The sequence below is a fragment of the Methanosarcina baltica genome (assembly GCF_055394095.1).
Genome location: NZ_AP042463.1, coordinates 1,813,641 through 1,829,369, shown reverse-complemented (window position 1 = coordinate 1,829,369; position 15,729 = coordinate 1,813,641). Strand labels below are relative to the sequence as shown.

Genomic DNA, 15,729 nt, shown 5'->3' with positions numbered 1-15,729 from the left:
AGCAATATTCCTGTCAATGAACAATATTCCTGTCAATGAACAATATTTTTAACAATGAATACTGACAATATTATACAATCTACTTTATTTTTCACGCTTTTTATAGGATGATATGACTATTACATAAATATGTTTCGAGTAATTTTTGTGATGGATCTCTTCGACCACTGTGTGGTACATGCAAAAGGGGGAAACAGGAAAGAATACCGACCTGTTTCGGAATCAAGCACGGTATGCAGCAGTTCGGACCCCGTGGAAATCGTCAAAGCCCTGAAGCCCGGGGAAGTCTATATCGCAGACCTGAACGTCCTGCAGGGCTCAGGTTCTGAAGATATGAACGTTGATCTTATACGAAAGGTCTCGGAAAATACCTCCATCCTCCTGGACTTTGGAGTCTCGGCCGCTAAAGATGTTGAAAGGCCCCTTTCCCTTGCGGACACCGTGGTAATAGGCACGGAGACCGGGACCCTTGCAGGGATCCGGGAGGCGGCTTTTGAGCATCCCGGCAGGCTCTGTGTCAGCCTGGACCTGAAGCACGGAAAGCTCCTTAAAATGGACCCTGAAATACCGGCGGATCCCTTCGAAGTTGTTGCCCTCCTGAATGAACTGCCCCTGAAGGACCTGATTTTCCTGGACCTGGACCGGGTCGGAACCTCCACAGGGTTTGACCCGGAGTTTCTCGAAAAACTTGCTAAAGCCTCAAAACACAGCCTGCTCCTTGGGGGTGGGGTCCGGAGTCCGGAAGACCTTTCCACGCTTGAAAAACTTGGCCTGAAAGGGGCCCTGGTCGCAACCGCCGTCCATTCTGGAGCAATTCCCCTGACCATGCTCTGAAAAGGCCCGGGGAAGGCCTGAAAAATACTTAAGGAATGGTGAAAATATAACTTCAAGTTTTATTTTGGGAGTTGCTTCATACTCATACATGTTGTGTTTTTGTGTGAGGGGGCGTTTGGTGTGTGTGCATTCAAACCACGGAACACACGGAATACACGGAAAAAGACGGCTGGAAGATGATATTTAAGGTTTTTCTAGCATTTTTTAGTCCTCTTTAAAGAATCCAGGGTATTTTTTGAATCTTATTGCATAAAGATTCAAATTACTCACCGGCCATCAGGCGGGTTTCCGTGTCCTTCCATGCTTTTCCGTGGTTAAGGAATGGTAAACAAAAAGACTTGATATCACACATTTTGAACCCTAACACTCTTGTACCAACATATTGCACAAAACGGTCATTTTGCTGACATGGAATCAATAAAACGACCTGAAATCGTGCATTATTTACCTATATTGGCAGGGGTTCGAAATGTCCATGATATTATATTTGACTCATTCCTAAATTCGGATGGAAAGATGGAATGTCTCCCTTAATAGATTCCTTTATTTTCTAGAGGCCTCAATTAGGACTTTGATTTAAAAGCCGATTCTTTTTTCCGTCATTGCCGTGACCCGCAATTAATACAAAAAACGTATGAAAATAGGCCAACTACTCAGGTTTTAGAAAATTTCCAGTTTAACTTTAAAAATCTTAGTGTTTCGGGGTTAACGCCTAAATATTCGGCTGCTTCTTTTATATTGAATGTCCTTTTAATCATCAATTATATACATTATGTTAAGTATTGTACGAGATGGTTGGATATTTTGGTTTCAGTTTGTATCCCATCCAGAGGGACTTCTTCTGAGAGCTTCAAGTAATATGCAAAAAGTTCCTTTCCCCATTCAATCGCACTTTTTTCAAAACTGATTAAGAGGCTCTGATCGAATTTTCCTTTTTTGTCAAAGAGCATCAGGGACATGAAACGTTCGGTTACGGTAAAAGAAATGATTTTAGGAAGCTGAGAGCAAACAAAAAGACTTGAATTTTCAGGCAAAAAGGTTTCATACACTTCCGGATAATCAACCATCATCCTTTCAAAAAAAGTTTTCGAGACTACAAAAACTGCCTTACGCTTCTTTTTCATAGACTCGGCATGAATTGGAACCAGAGGGAGCTGGAAATAAGAAGTGAAACGCATAATCTCCCTGGAATTGAGCATGTTTTCCGTAAACTCTGCAGGAGGTTCGAACATACGGCTCAAATCGGGTTCAATCACCCGACAGGCCCCAAGTTCCCCAAGCCGCCGGAGGAGAAAAGCAGGAATACCTCCCAGGTCCCGGTCTATCCAGTAATCGTAGTTTTTTTCAAACACCTGCAGAGTATCCAGAAGAGGAACCATCTTTTCAGCCATAATCTGTCCTATACAGGAAAGGCTGTAGCATTTCCCTTTCTGAATAACAAGGTGCTTATCTTTTAATTTTTTAATCTGAGGGAGGATTGAAGTCGAAGGCGCAGCTAAGATATCCGCAATTTCTCCTATATTTTTAGGCCCTTCCCTGAGAAGAAAAATAACTTTCTTTCTTTTATCAGAGCGAAGGAGCAGGTCTTCTAAAAAATGTTCCTGAGTAAGATCCACGATACCAACTCCATAGATAATGTTAGAGAATTGTAGAAGAGATTGTATTTTTCGTATTTTTCCATCACATCGAGCCACATATAATCATATCAGTACTGGCTCTGTTACAGGTGTATGTGACCTGAGTTTACATTGTAAGTATATTTGACAGATTGCTACATAAAACTTTGTACACAATCAAATACAAAATAATACGAAAACATAAAAAATACATACGATTTTTATTGGAACCCTGCATAAAAAAATATATTATATAGTTGACTGTCCCGATTATTAAACGATGATAGGAGAAAGGAAAAAAAATCCTGAAAACTCATTTCGGGCTTCTGTTGCCGCAAAAGAGCGTGTACTTGGAAACGATGAGAACCCCGGAGAAGGCCGGCTGTTTCTAGGAAACTACCTGGCCCTTGACCGGTCAAGGGGGGCCGCGGTTTTTCTGGACGCCCTCAAACCCCACGCCCTCCTGATCTGCGGGAAGCGGGGATACGGAAAATCCTATACCATGGGCTGCATCCTGGAAGAACTGGCCCTCCTGCCCCCGCATATCGGGAAAAACCTGGCTGCCCTTGTCATTGACACCATGGGGATCTTCTGGACGATGCGCCAGCCAGGCCAGGCGGAAAAGCAAAAACTGGAGGAATGGGGCCTCTCTCCTGAAGGTTTCGAGCTTGAGGTCTTCGTCCCAGCCGGAAAAGCGGAAGAGTACGAAAAACGGGACATAAAAGTTCTGCCCTTTTCGATATCCATATCGGAAATAAGCGGGAGCCAGTGGTGCGGGCTCTTCAATATAGAGGAAGTCTCCCCTGTCGGGGTCCTGGTGGTAAGGACAATTGGTATTTTAAGAGAAAGTGAGGAGGGGCCTGCCTCTTACTCTTTTGAAGACATCATCGCCGCAATCCTCAAAGACAAGCGCTCTGGAAGTTCGGCAAAGGGAGCTGCTGAAAATTATTTCAGAGCCGTGGACTCCTGGGGTATATTTGCAAAAGAAGGGGTGGCCCTGGAGGAACTGGTCAAGGGGGGCAGGGTCACGGTGCTTGATGTAAGCAGCTTTGCCGGGGAAAATGTCTGCGCGGCCGTGGTCTCGATCCTTGCTGGAAAAATCTATGAAAAGCGGCTCGGGGCCAGGAGGGCTTATGAGAAAAGAATGATGGAAGCTTCTCCTTATTCTGAAATCCGGCCCCCGGAAGAAAAAAAAGAAGAGGAGAAAAAGGAAGAGAAACAGGAAGAGAAACAGGAAGAGAAGCAGGAGGTGAAGCAAGAAGAATTCCCGATGACCTGGATCTGTATAGACGAGGCCCACCTTTTCCTGCCCGGAGAAGGAAAGACCCTGGCCTCCGATGTTTTGCTTAACAACTGTCTAAGGCAGGGCCGCCAGCCGGGCCTGTCCCTTGTCTTTGCCACCCAGCGCCCTTCCAGCCTGCACGGGGAGGTAATCTCCCAGAGTGACCTCATAATCTGCCATCGCCTGACCTCGGGAGAGGATATCCAGGCCCTTGAGGCAGCAAGGCCCCTCTACATGCAGGAGAGTATCCGGACCTACATAAAAAAGATGGGGAGCGAAAAAGGAGTCGCCCTTATCGTGGACGACCATTCCGAATCGGTCCATCTGGTCCGTGTGCACCCCCGTCGGAGCTGGCATGGGGGAGGGGAGCCGAGTGCCCTGCCTCCAGAAATAGAAGAAAAAGGTAGACCGGAAGGGGGCTCGAAGAGAGCCTGAACCCCTATTTTCAAGCAGATTTCGGGAAAAAGGGCAGAGTATTGTAAACCTATTTTATAAGCCGCCAGAAAATAATATAAGTATTACTTACAACTACCATCAATCCAAGCTGTAATTAAGAGCCTGAGAGCTGTGGCTTCAAGCCGCAATAAAAAAACAGTCCATATTCACATTTTCAATTGAATTAGACCACATTGGTGATCATATGAAAGGAAGAGCCTGGAAATTCGGAGACGACGTGGACACGGATGCAATCATTCCGGGTCGGTACCTTATCTTTAACACCCCGGAGGAACTCGCAAAGTACACCTTTGAGGGCGTCCGCCCTGATTTTGCGAAAAACGTCCGGGAAAACGATATCGTGGTGGGAGGCAACAACTTCGGTTGCGGGTCCTCGAGGGAACACGCGCCTCTGGCCCTTCGAGGGTCAAAGGTGAGCTGTGTTATCGCAAAGTCCTTTGCCCGGATCTTTTTCAGAAACTCCATCAACATCGGGATACCGGTTCTGGAATGCCCGGACACGGACAGGATTGAAGACGGAGACGAGCTCGAGGTTGACTTCGCCACCGGAGTCATCGAAAACAAGACGAAAGCTGAGACCTACCAGGCGACCCCCCTCCCGGATTTTGTCCGCGAACTCGTGGACAGGGGCGGGCTTATCGAGTACGCCAGGGACCTGGTCTCCAAAACGGATTAAGGAAAATTCCATTAATCTAAGAAGCCGGTCAGATGATGGCGGTCAGGAAATGGCCGCCGGAAAACGGCTGAAAAAACAGAAAAATTAAAAATAAGGAGTATTCAATATGACGCAGTATAAGGTGCCAGTCCTTCCCGGAGATGGGATCGGACCAGAAATCCTCGCTGAAGGCCGGAAAGTCGTAGATGCCGCAGGCGAGAAATTCGGATTTGACGTGGAATGGATCGAGTACCCCCATGGGGCAGACCACTACATTGAAACGGGAGAACTGATTTCCGAGGACAGTTTGAAGGAGCTATCCGCATACCCGGTAATTTACCTGGGCTCCATCGGAGACCCGAGGATTGCCCCGGGCATTCTTGAAAAAGGGATCCTATTAACTGCACGCTTCTACTTCGACCAGTACATTAACCTGCGTCCCGTGAAGCTCCTGGAAGGCGTCTGGACCCCTCTTAAGAACAAGACCTCAAAAGACATCGACTTCACCGTTGTCCGGGAAAACACCGAGGACTTCTACATAGGAATCGGAGGCCGGGCAAAGACAGGCATAAGCAAAGACCTCCTTGAAGTCAAGCGGACCCTCTACTCCGCCAAATTCAATCTGGACATCGAGACCGACAGCGAGGAAATCGCCTACCAAATCGGCCTGATCTCCAAGGAAGGCACAAAAAGGGTCATGGAATACGCCTTTGACCTGGCCGAGAAGAGCAGGAAACACGTCTCATCCGTGGACAAGGCCAACGTCCTTTCCGACATCTACGGTTTCTGGAGAGAAGAGTTCGTAGACGTTGCCGCAAAGCACCCGGACGTTAAAACGGACTTCAACTTCGTAGACGCCATAACCATGTGGTTTGTGAAGAACCCCGAATGGTTCGATATTGTCGTTACCCCGAACATGTTCGGAGATATAATTACCGACCTTGGAGCCATGATCCAGGGAGGACTCGGCCTTGCCCCCGGCGGAAATATCAACCCGAACGGCACAAGCATGTTCGAGCCCATCCACGGTTCGGCCCCTAAATACAAGGGCCTGAACAAGGTCAACCCGATTGCCACCATCTGGGCCGGGGCGCTTTTGATCGAACAACTCGGAGAAAAAGAGGCCGCCGATTCAATCGTGGCCGCAATCCAGCAAAACATCCTGGATGCCAAAATCAGGACCTACGACATGGGCGGAAGCAACGGCACCTCCGATGTCGGAGACGAGATCGCAAGGCTCGTACTGGAAGGGTAATTCCTCCCTCCGGTTTTTCACTTTTCTTTTTTTTGTTCAGAGAACCATAAATCATTCGCATTTTTCCATACAAGCTTTCTTGCCACATCTTCCGGTAGTATTGAGATGAGTTTATTATATCGGGCCATTGTCTTGCCGAGAGTGATACGACCCCTGTCTTTGTTAAGATAGTTGAAATGTCCGCAGAGGTCACTTCCTATCATAAACCGGTCAGGATATTTTGTGATCAGCTCCACCCAGACCTCTTTAGGAATTTTTGAATTTTCTTTGCAAACAATATCATCATAGACGATCCAGGACAGGTCCACTTGCAGGTTTCGGTAATTCTCCAGCATCCCATCGACCATTTTCCAGTATTTTTTGTGGATTACCCGCCGGGAAGCTCCACAATGGGCCCAAACAATTTTGAGATTCTCGTGCTGGTTTAGCACAGCTTTCATTTCATGCAAATACTCAAAATCGTCATGGTTCCCGACTGATGTGCTGTTCTGGTGGATGTTCACAGGCAGATCCTTTTTAGCACAGTATCCAAAAACCTCTTCAAGGCCCGGGTGGTTGACCCTTGCGGTTTCTTCAAGAGTTAGGTTTGTCAGGTCGTCGTGGCGCAGGAGCAGTTCACCGATTCCTTTCCATGTATCGGGATATTTGTTGAACATGTACTTGATGTAATCAATCGCGAATTTGTCCGTCGGGTTAAAACCGCAGAGTGTTGGGGCGATTCTCTTTTTTTCGGCAGGATCAAGTGCCTTGTAATCCATGGCCACTATATGGTCAGTCATGGAGTAGTAGTAACATTTTGAATTGTCATCCAGGTAGTACTGCGGTTTATTAGGTTCGAAATACTCCCATTTTTTCTTTACCGGCAGGCCGAACAGAACGGTTTTTGCAATATTTCCTGTGTCCATTTCGCGGAGCAGTTTATCCATGCCGTCCGTTTGCTGAAAGAAATCCACATAATGAAGGTGCATATCAATGGCGCCTTCGGGAAACAAAACCTTCTCTTCAGGAGCACCTGCATCCATACCTGCTTTTAAAATATTAGAAGGGCCTTTCTTAAACAGTCCTTCAGGGAGCTTAACCTGCGTTTCGGATTCATCCAGAATTCTCTGTTCAAAAGCTTGAATGAAACTCATATTTATTATCCCATCCCTGTTCTGAAATGATCTCATTCCTGTCCTAAAATATCAGTCCGTTTTACCCATTCGAATAAGGCCTTCAAATGCTTTTTTTACAGCTCCTTTGCCTTGAAGAGGGTCCAGGGCTGGGACGGCCTGTCTTTCAGGTACCCTTCAAGGTGCTTCCACTGGATATGCTCTTTCAGGAATTTTGAGGCATCAAAAGGCATTCCGGAAGAATTGCCCCAGCGCCCCCAAAAAGCAAACTCCTTTGCAAGACTGCTGTCCATCACTTTGCCATCTACGGCTCCCCTGGGCTGGAAAGGAAGAGGCCTTCCCGGCTGGCTCATAGATTCCCTGGCATCCAGCTCATAATGCCCGTCAACAGTGCGGGAACAGGGATTGAGCTTTTTCAGGTAGACATCGTAGTGATCCGCAATAATTTCCTTAGCGTTTTCCACGTTTATTCTGCCCTGATACTCTTCCATCAACTCCTCCAGTCGGACCTGCCTGGCTCCCTGGTGCCTCCTTATATCAGCATATCCCGTGTTTGAACATTCCAGGTTCCGGATGCGAGGGTCCAGAGGAGCATTAAATCCTATGAAATACCCCTCCTTTTTCCTGGTAACATTGTTGTATTCGAGTCCGAGTTCGAAGCGCAGGATTTCCCCGGAATTGGTATCGCCCAGGTACCAGGTATTCGCATACCCTCCATTATTCCCACTCTTCATAAATTCCACAAACCTGTCAGGGCTCTCCGAGTACTGAATTGCCTTCCTTACCCGTAAAAACTCCGGAACTTGGTCAGGGTCATAACAGTTAAATCCTCCAATGGTCGTTTCGGTGCCCATCAACCCTGCCCCGGTCACAAAAAAGTCGGTCATGCTATGGATATAGCCGGGATAGGATTGCATGAAAATGTGCTGTCCTCGGGCAGGCTTGATGTCCAGGACCAGGTTGCCAAATTGTCCCATTTCAAAATTGCTCCAAGTGTTGTGGGCCATGACGATTCCGGGCTCGTCCTTTTCTTCAGCCCATTCTCCAGCCATCGACCCGCCCGTATAAGGAGCCGTGGCGATAAAAGCACTACAGTGATCTTTTCTGTTCCGTATGGACTCCGAAAATTTCCCCTCTTTCTGGAGTGGCCACCAGTAACCTGTAAGCTCTTCGTATCCGTTCCAGGCCAGCACTTCTTCCCAGGTAATATCCACTCCTGCTTCCCTTGCCCCGACTGCAATCCCCTGCATTTCGGCAAGAAATTCCTCGTCGATTCCAGAACCCGAAGGAGAAAGCCATAACTTTCTAGCGGCCTCAACAAAAAATTCCCATTTTTTCCCGGTGTCCCAGTAGGTGAGATACTCAAGACTCCTCATAATTTCATTGATTTCCGGGGCCATAAGGTAGCCGTGCTGAAAACCTCTCTCATAAGGGTCTCCTTCAATATGAAGGCAGACCCAACCGTTTATTTCATCCCTGAAACCTTCTTTATAGGCTGTGATAGGACAAATTGTAAGCCCTCCCAATTATTCAAAATATAGATATGTAACAAGGAATATACATATGCAATATTACATAATTGTTTTCAGAAGTTATGTATTTAAATATATAATTTTAAATTTATACGGATAGAAAGGGATCAAAAGATAAAAATCAAAGAACCATCCTACTATCCCCTGATCGACATGCCACGTAAAAAGCAGTTTGAAAAACCCCTGCATGGGGACAAGGAAACCCTTAGATTCGCAACGCCTGAACCGATTGCCCGCTACAGGGCCCAGCGTCTGAAATGCCGGACTCTGGCCGACATAAGCTGCGGAATCGGGGGCCAGACCATCTTTTTTGCCCAGCAGTGCGAGTCTGTATACGCTGTTGAAATCGACCCTCATAAAATCGAGTATGCAAAACAAAACTGTGAGATGTACGGGCTCGACAACGTGACCTTCATCTGCGGAGATGCCCTCGACCCGGAAGTCATTGCCCAGATCCCGAAAGTTGAGATAGTGTTTTCAGACCCCGCCAGGCCGGCCGAGGAGGATGAGAGGCAGGTATCAAGTATCGAGCCCGGAATCCCGAAAGTGCTTGAGGCCTATGCGGAAAAGACCCGGAACTTCGCCTTTGAGGCCCCGCCCCAGATGCCACCCGGGAGGATTCCCTTTGACTGTGAAAAGGAATACATATCCCTCGAGGGACAGCTCAACCGCCTGACCCTCTACTTCGGAGCCCTCAGGCAGTTTGAAAGGATGGCAGTTGCCCTCCCTGCGGGAGAGGGACTTGTTGCAAAGGCCAATCCGATTTCTCAAATCCGGGAAACCGAAACAATGAAACTCTACGCCTACGAACCCGAGCCCTCGGTCGTGGCAGCTGAGCTTTTACCCGAACTCATAGACTCCATGATCGACATCGTAGGCCCCCTCGTAGGAGGGTTTGAGCTCTTCCGTGTGGACAAAAAAAGGATATTGCTTACAACGGATGCCCTTGCAAAACAGTCCATGGTCAAGAACAACTACCTTGTACTCGGGACCAGGCCCTTTGAGCCGCAGGAAATAAACAAATATTTGAAGGATAGAAACGTCGGAAGCGTCGTCCTGAGAGCCGGGGTAAAACCCGAAGACTACTGGGCCGTCCGGAACGAAATCGAAGAAGGCCTGGAAGGAAAAAAGACCATCCACCTCTTTGTGAAAGGGGATACCGCAATCCTCTGTGAAGTACTGTTTAAAGATTGAAGTTCCGAAACTAAATTTCGGGAAAAAAAAAGAAATACTGCCCGGTTTTGCCGGGCAGCTTACTGTTTTTTACATTATTAACTGATGGCCAGCCAAGTAGCTAAACAAACTGGCTGACCAGCTAAATGTTTGCGAATTAGCTTATTTTACAACTTACCCGGCTTATTCAGCACAGACATTCTTCACGAGCTCAAGCCCGAGGGCCAGGGCTTCTTCGATCTTTGAGGGATCAGTTCCGCCACCCATGGCAAGGCCCGGCTTTCCGCCGCCGCCGCCACCGACGATTTTTGACATTTCTCTGACAAGGTCCCCGGCTTTGACTCCGCGTTTCACGGCCACTTTGCCTGCGGCTGCCACGAGTTTGACTCCCCCGACCTCGCTTGCGAGAAGGGTTACCACGTCGTCGGACTTTACGAGTTCGGTTGCGATCTTCTGGAGTTCCTGGGAATCTGCCCCCGAAACCAGTTCCGAGACCACTTTCAGGCCGCCGATCACTTCGGCATTGCCCAAAAGCTGGAAGACCCTCGCGCGGGCCAGTTCTTCCTTGAGGCGGTCGTTTTCCTTCTTGAGGTCCTTCCATTCCCCGAAGAAACGCTCCACACTTACGGGGAGCTGGGCCTTGGGAATGCTGAGGATCTTTGCGGACTCAACCAGAAGGGATTCCGTCTTCTGCATGGCATAGACAGCCGCGTCTCCGGCCGCAAACTCAAGTCTTTCCACTCCGTCCTGAATCCTCTCGGTCCTCAGGATCTTGATGGGGCCGACAATACCCGTGCTCGTGCAGTGTGTCCCGGCACAGGCTTCCACATCGTCGCCCACCTTGACGACCCTGATGAGGTTTCCTGGGGGAACTCCGCCCTGGTAGAGTCCGAAACCGTATTCCTGCTCGGCCTCGGTCCTTGGCATCCACTCGGTCAGAACCCGTTTGTTCTCCATGACCGTCCGGTTGGCCAGGAGCTCGATCTGCCTGAGTTCTTCAGGGGAAATGTGTTTGTAGTGGGAAAGGTCCAGCCTTGAGTGGTCCTCGAACTTCTGGGCTCCGGCCTGCCAGATATGGTTCCCGAGGACTTTCCTGGCGGCGTCGTTTACGATGTGGGTTGCGGTATGGTGCCGCGCAAGAGCCATCCTGCGCTCCTCATTTACCTTGCCCACGATCATGTCGCCTTTGCTGATCTCCAGCTCGCCTTCGGGCAGGTCCACATGATGCATGATTACCCCGGCATGGACCTGGACGTCATTTACCCTGTAAACAGAGTCTCCGGCGCTGATAGTCCCGATATCTGCGGGCTGGCCTCCACCTTCCGCATAGAAAAAGGTGCTGTCAAGCACGATGTTATTGTCGAAAACGTCAAGGACGACGGCCTCGAACTCCATGCGGGTGGGTTCGTCGTAGAAGAGGCGTTTGGTCTTGGGGAGGTGGATGAGCTGTTTTGCGTAGGGGAACTCCACAACTTCCTTTTTCTCAGCCTTGTTCTGTTTTTCTCCAATAATGGAATAGAAATTGTCCGGGAACTCGACTTCTACCCCGAGCTCGGCCGCGACGTCCTTTGCGGTCTCGGGCGGGATTCCGTGGCTGTCGTAGAGTTCGGTTAACTGGGAGAGGGGGATCTTTCCGCCGATTTCCTTGAAGTGCTTTGCGGATTTCTGTATGATCCTCCGACCCCGCTGAAGAGTGATGTTGAACTTCTCTTCTTCGGATTCCAGGATGTCCTTGATGACCGGGAAGTTTTCCCTGAACTCCGGGTACTCGGGCATGTTTTTGATGTGCATGTCCACAATTTCCGAAAGCGGAGTCCTGATGTCCAGGTCCTTCATCATGCGAAGCGTCCTTCTGAGGACGAGGCGAGCAAGATATCCTCCCTTGACGTTTGAGGGGATGACCCCGTCGGCCAGCATGAAGGTCAGGCAGCGGGTGTGGTCCGTGATAGAGTAAACCTTTTCCACGGGTTCCATGATGGAGGCTAATTTGTCCACGGTCATGCCGATGGTTGAAGCCACCTGTTTTCTGAGGTCAAAGAGGTTGGCCTTTTCGCTAACGTCCATAAGGCCCGCAAGCCTTGCGTTCTGGGCCAGGATGTTTGCGTATTCGGGGTCATCGAGTTTGTGCTCGATTCCCGCAAGCCCCATGAGTTCGTTTACGATCTCGGGGAAGACTGCATCGTAAATCGTGGGCGAGCCCTTGGAAGCCCAGACGAAGCGTTCAAGCCCGTAGCCTGTGTCCACGATGTAGTTGTCCATTTTGGAGTAGTTTTCACCCTTGATCTGGATGGGGCCGTTTTTGTCCAGTTTCAGGTTCATGAAAACAAGGGTCGCGAGTTCAAGCCCGTTTACTATGACCTCGACGCAGGCACCTGCGTTTCCTCCGCCTGCCCAGGGTTCTTCCTTATAGGTCACGGCCAATGGGTCGATTTTGAGGGAATTGAGGAGGTTGTCACAGAGTTCGAGGGTCCTGTCCTTCCAGTAGATCTCTTTTTCCTTGTTGTTGAAGGCGTGGTGCGCCATCATCTCGAAGGTTGTCAGGTGCCTGCCGCTCCTTCCTACCGAGTCGAGGTCGTTTAAGCGGATGCAGGGCTGGGAGATTGTAAGAGGGTTGGCTGGGGGGGGGACCTCTCCTGAGGTTACAAAAGGCTGGAAGTCCGCAATGGAGGCAATTGTAAGGTAAATGTCGTCTCTCCAGCGGGCAATCACCGGGTAGCGGTCGATTCTGGTATGGTCCTGGGCCTCGAAAAACGAGAGGTAATACTCACGCATTTCCGCAATATTGAATTCCCTGGAAAAAACCGGGTTCCCGATAAAGGAATATGGATCGCATGGAGCGTCTCCACAGGTCTCCCGGTCAAGGTCCCGCGTCCAGAAGAATGCGCCACACTTGGTGCATTGCTTCCGGACAAACCCGTTATCTTTGAAAAAGTCAATTTGATACTCGTCTTGAAGCATAATTATCTCTCCGGATGCGAGGGGGCAAAATCTGCCTGATTTTCAGCGAAAAGAAAAGGAAAGCAGAAAACCCTCGCTCAACCGTTATCTGGGGATTTCACGTATAATAAGTATATACAAATTAATCAAGTGTAACCATTAAATCCAGTCATTAAACCTTTTTTAATACAGTTCGCAGTCTTAACGCTATAATCATAAAATGAATTATATAAGGTGTTGCATTGGGAAAGTGCTGGCAAAACAAGATTTTGCAGCAATAACAAATTAAAGCGGATTTTGAGGTGTCAACTACCCCTCCCTAAAATCTTAGCCCTCAGGCTAAAATTTTAGAGTAAGGGGCTTGCTTCGGTAAGCCCTATTTGAATAGCCTTTCGTTATGCTGGTCATGATATTCGAGGATACTCCACACGTTCTCGGAGATTTCGATTTGGATTAAACATCCCTGAGAGGTAGGGGAAGTGTTCAGGTCATTAACAAGCCAGTATAACAGTGGCGATGTGGACCCACTCCTGCAAAGGAGGACAGAACATAAGGTCACTGTCAAACAACATTAAGGTCCCCTGTTAAACAAAAAATGGGGGCCTTAGTCTCGACGCATTCATCTCCCACCTGCCAGTTCCTCCAAAGTCGGAACTGTCGTGTTAAACCATGGGTTTAACAGGAGTTTCTAATTTTCAATTAGAAACATCGAGGAAGGAGTCTTCTGCTGTCTGAGATAAAGATTATTCTATGGAAAAACCTTATTCAATTTTAAGAGGCTATTTTTGCAGTGGTTATAAAAATCATACATTATAAATATATTGTAAAAATTACAAATTAAAAAAATTAATTCCTTCAAGATAGAAGAAAACTCCCAAAAAAGGGTACAAAAGAAGGAAAAGGGACCCATCATACCCCTGTTTTCACTGTTATAGTGCCGTGCCTCCCTCATTCAGGAGAGACACATGAGAAAACATCCCGAAAAAGCCATGAAAAACATGCTGAGAGCGAGTCCCGAAGAAATTATCTATAAAGAACCACAGTCCTGCCCCTGGTCTCAATAAGGGTAGTCTTTGTTTTCTCTACAAGTTCTTCTGCTATGCCTTTCAGGTCCTTCTCCTCTTCCGCGCTCTTTAGTACCTTTACCTTCACAAGCCTATTGGCCTTTATCTGCTTTTTCAGTTCCTCAATTGCAGCGTCGGTAACTCCATTCTTTCCTATATTTATGATCGGGCTGAGTTTGTTTGCCTCTGACTTTAAACTATAGATTTTATCCTTTTCCATAAGCATCCTCACAGTCAATCGTATAATTAAGTTTTCCGTTCAAAAAGCATAATTTTCCAAACTATGAAGAACATAGTCAGGTAGCAAAATTCTGTAACAAATATTGAAGTAATGTTTGAACCTTTTATTCTGCGTGAGCGAGCAGAGCAAGCGAAACGGGGACCCCTATTCTGTTGCAATTTCATCACAACTTCATGCAAATATTAAAATTGCCGTAATCCCAAAGCAGAACTCGGGTTTTAGTCTGCTTGAACGAGCAAAGCGAGCGAAACGGACCCCGTGCTGTTGCACTTGCAGTGCAACTCCCAGGAAATCTTTGATTTCCTGTGATCCCGAAGCGGAACTCGGGTAGCGCAACTCGGGTAGCGCAACTCGGGTAGCACAACTCGAGTTTAGAAACATTTAAATGAATATGAATAAGATTAACATGTAAGCACCAAAAATATGTACACTGAAATATTACAAGGGGATACCAATGAACCAGGGCCTGCTCGATCTTATTATGTTTTCTGAAAAGAGAAAAGCCTTCCTTTTGCTGCTGCAAGCCGGCCCCATAAAAAGCGAGGAAACTTTTGAGAAAATCAAAACCCTCCGAACCTCACTCCTCCCCCAGATCAAAAAACTGAAAGATCAGAACCTGGTTATCCAGGAGGAGGGGACATACCGGCTCACCCCCATAGGAGAAATCATCGTCGAAAAGATGAAACCCCTGGTGGATATTCTGGAGATTTTCGAGCAAAACGAAGGCTTCTGGAACGACCGGAAGCTCAGCCCGATTCCCCGGGAATTTTTGACAAGGATTTCCGAGCTGGAAGACTATGAATTACTGGAATCCGACATGAGCCATTCCTTTGAACTTAACCCGGAATTTATAGAACAACTCTCAAATTCAAACTGCATTAACATATTTCAGTCCTATTTTCATCCTCGAATCCCGTCTTTTTTTCTTGAACTTGCAAAAAAAGGAATTGAAATCAACTTTGCCCTGACGGCTTCGGTATTTGAAAGGATGGCGATGGATTTTCGAAAGGAAGTAGAGGAATTCCTGGAACATGACAATACAAAACTCTTTGTCCTCAGCAAAAATGAAATTGAAGTCCCTGCAGTAATCGCAGCTTCCGATAAAATAATGTTTATCGGGCTTTTCGACAGTAAAGGAAGGTTTGACAGGCATTTTCTGGCAAATTACAAACCTGTTGCCAGGAAGTGGGGAAAAGAACTTTTCTGGCATTACATGGAGTTTGCAGATCAGGTTGAGTCATTTCCGGAAAATGATTCCTGAATAAGCTGTATTTCCAGGTCAACTACTCACCTTTTCCATGATCGTTAAACCTGATCCCCCTCTTATCTACCTGCCTTCTATTTTTACACAGCAAAACCTGCGGAAAATCCGAATTTTTTTTAGAGGGAGTTGAGGAGTTAACGGCGTTAGCATTAAATATTAGGTTACCCTAAACCACAGCATAGAAAAAGATAAGGCAACCCTAAAGAAGCTGTCCGACAATTCAATTTCAAGGCAAAAACAGGTAAAAAAAGGAATATAAAGCCTTTAAATAGAAAACGAAGGAATTCGATTATTACTGACAATAATTG

The 15,729-nt window shown here is 47.5% G+C and carries 11 protein-coding genes; 6 read left to right on the top strand and 5 right to left on the bottom strand.

Features of this window, described 5'->3' with window-relative positions:
* Window positions 1-129: 129 nt before the first annotated feature.
* Complete coding sequence (locus ACZ5QV_RS07915) at window positions 130-834, top strand: HisA/HisF-related TIM barrel protein (RefSeq protein ID WP_464601997.1); 705 nt, start codon at window positions 130-132, stop codon at window positions 832-834.
* Between the two features lie 770 nt (window positions 835-1,604).
* Here ACZ5QV_RS07915 and ACZ5QV_RS07910 read toward each other — a convergent pair.
* Window positions 1,605-2,450, bottom strand: a complete 846-nt coding sequence (locus tag ACZ5QV_RS07910; protein ID WP_464601996.1) for a helix-turn-helix transcriptional regulator — start codon at window positions 2,448-2,450, stop codon at window positions 1,605-1,607.
* Between the two features lie 280 nt (window positions 2,451-2,730).
* On the opposite strand from ACZ5QV_RS07910, the gene ACZ5QV_RS07905 reads away from it, so the two are divergent.
* The 3 genes from ACZ5QV_RS07905 (at window position 2,731) to ACZ5QV_RS07895 (ending at window position 6,098) form a co-directional block, all read left to right on the top strand.
* Entirely contained in the window at window positions 2,731-4,167 is a 1,437-nt protein-coding gene (locus ACZ5QV_RS07905; protein WP_464601995.1) for an ATP-binding protein, read from the top strand.
* A 205-nt stretch (window positions 4,168-4,372) separates the two neighbouring features.
* The gene (locus ACZ5QV_RS07900) at window positions 4,373-4,864 is read left to right on the top strand and encodes a 3-isopropylmalate dehydratase small subunit (RefSeq protein WP_464601994.1); all 492 of its coding nucleotides are present in this window, start codon (window positions 4,373-4,375) and stop codon (window positions 4,862-4,864) included.
* A gap of 106 nt (window positions 4,865-4,970) precedes the next feature.
* Complete coding sequence (locus ACZ5QV_RS07895; protein ID WP_464601993.1) at window positions 4,971-6,098, top strand: isocitrate/isopropylmalate dehydrogenase family protein; 1,128 nt, start codon at window positions 4,971-4,973, stop codon at window positions 6,096-6,098.
* 17 nt (window positions 6,099-6,115) lie between these two features.
* On the opposite strand, the gene ACZ5QV_RS07890 is transcribed toward ACZ5QV_RS07895, so the two are convergent.
* Together ACZ5QV_RS07890 and ACZ5QV_RS07885 are read right to left on the bottom strand one after the other, a co-directional pair.
* Complete coding sequence (locus tag ACZ5QV_RS07890; protein WP_464601992.1) at window positions 6,116-7,231, bottom strand: amidohydrolase family protein; 1,116 nt, start codon at window positions 7,229-7,231, stop codon at window positions 6,116-6,118.
* 95 nt (window positions 7,232-7,326) lie between these two features.
* Window positions 7,327-8,736 (bottom strand): C45 family autoproteolytic acyltransferase/hydolase, encoded by a 1,410-nt coding sequence (locus tag ACZ5QV_RS07885; RefSeq protein WP_464601991.1) that lies wholly within the window; start codon window positions 8,734-8,736, stop codon window positions 7,327-7,329.
* A 159-nt stretch (window positions 8,737-8,895) separates the two neighbouring features.
* On the opposite strand from ACZ5QV_RS07885, the gene ACZ5QV_RS07880 reads away from it, so the two are divergent.
* Window positions 8,896-9,936, top strand: coding sequence for a methyltransferase domain-containing protein (locus tag ACZ5QV_RS07880; RefSeq protein ID WP_464601990.1), 1,041 nt, complete (start codon window positions 8,896-8,898; stop codon window positions 9,934-9,936).
* A gap of 162 nt (window positions 9,937-10,098) precedes the next feature.
* On the opposite strand, the gene alaS is transcribed toward ACZ5QV_RS07880, so the two are convergent.
* Together alaS and ACZ5QV_RS07870 are read right to left on the bottom strand one after the other, a co-directional pair.
* Entirely contained in the window at window positions 10,099-12,873 is a 2,775-nt protein-coding gene (alaS, locus tag ACZ5QV_RS07875; protein WP_464601989.1) for an alanine--tRNA ligase, read from the bottom strand.
* Window positions 12,874-13,875: 1,002 nt separating this feature from the next.
* Complete coding sequence (locus ACZ5QV_RS07870; protein ID WP_464601988.1) at window positions 13,876-14,136, bottom strand: YhbY family RNA-binding protein; 261 nt, start codon at window positions 14,134-14,136, stop codon at window positions 13,876-13,878.
* Window positions 14,137-14,611: 475 nt separating this feature from the next.
* Between ACZ5QV_RS07870 and ACZ5QV_RS07865 the strand changes: the two genes are divergently transcribed.
* A complete protein-coding gene (locus tag ACZ5QV_RS07865) occupies window positions 14,612-15,418 on the top strand; it encodes a helix-turn-helix transcriptional regulator (protein ID WP_464601987.1) in 807 nt (268 codons plus the stop codon).
* Window positions 15,419-15,729 lie beyond the last annotated feature (311 nt).

Excerpts from the sequence above, each read along its gene's own strand:
- ACZ5QV_RS07915 (WP_464601997.1), top strand. The coding sequence starts at position 130 with ATGTTTCGAGTAATTTTTGTGATGGATCTCTTCGACCACTGTGTGGTA.
- ACZ5QV_RS07905 (WP_464601995.1), top strand. The coding sequence starts at position 2,731 with ATGATAGGAGAAAGGAAAAAAAATCCTGAAAACTCATTTCGGGCTTCT.
- ACZ5QV_RS07900 (WP_464601994.1), top strand. The coding sequence starts at position 4,373 with ATGAAAGGAAGAGCCTGGAAATTCGGAGACGACGTGGACACGGATGCA.
- ACZ5QV_RS07895 (WP_464601993.1), top strand. The coding sequence starts at position 4,971 with ATGACGCAGTATAAGGTGCCAGTCCTTCCCGGAGATGGGATCGGACCA.
- ACZ5QV_RS07890 (WP_464601992.1), bottom strand. The coding sequence starts at position 7,231 with ATGAGTTTCATTCAAGCTTTTGAACAGAGAATTCTGGATGAATCCGAA.
- ACZ5QV_RS07880 (WP_464601990.1), top strand. The coding sequence starts at position 8,896 with ATGCCACGTAAAAAGCAGTTTGAAAAACCCCTGCATGGGGACAAGGAA.
- alaS (WP_464601989.1), bottom strand. The coding sequence starts at position 12,873 with ATGCTTCAAGACGAGTATCAAATTGACTTTTTCAAAGATAACGGGTTT.
- ACZ5QV_RS07870 (WP_464601988.1), bottom strand. The coding sequence starts at position 14,136 with ATGGAAAAGGATAAAATCTATAGTTTAAAGTCAGAGGCAAACAAACTC.
- ACZ5QV_RS07865 (WP_464601987.1), top strand. The coding sequence starts at position 14,612 with ATGAACCAGGGCCTGCTCGATCTTATTATGTTTTCTGAAAAGAGAAAA.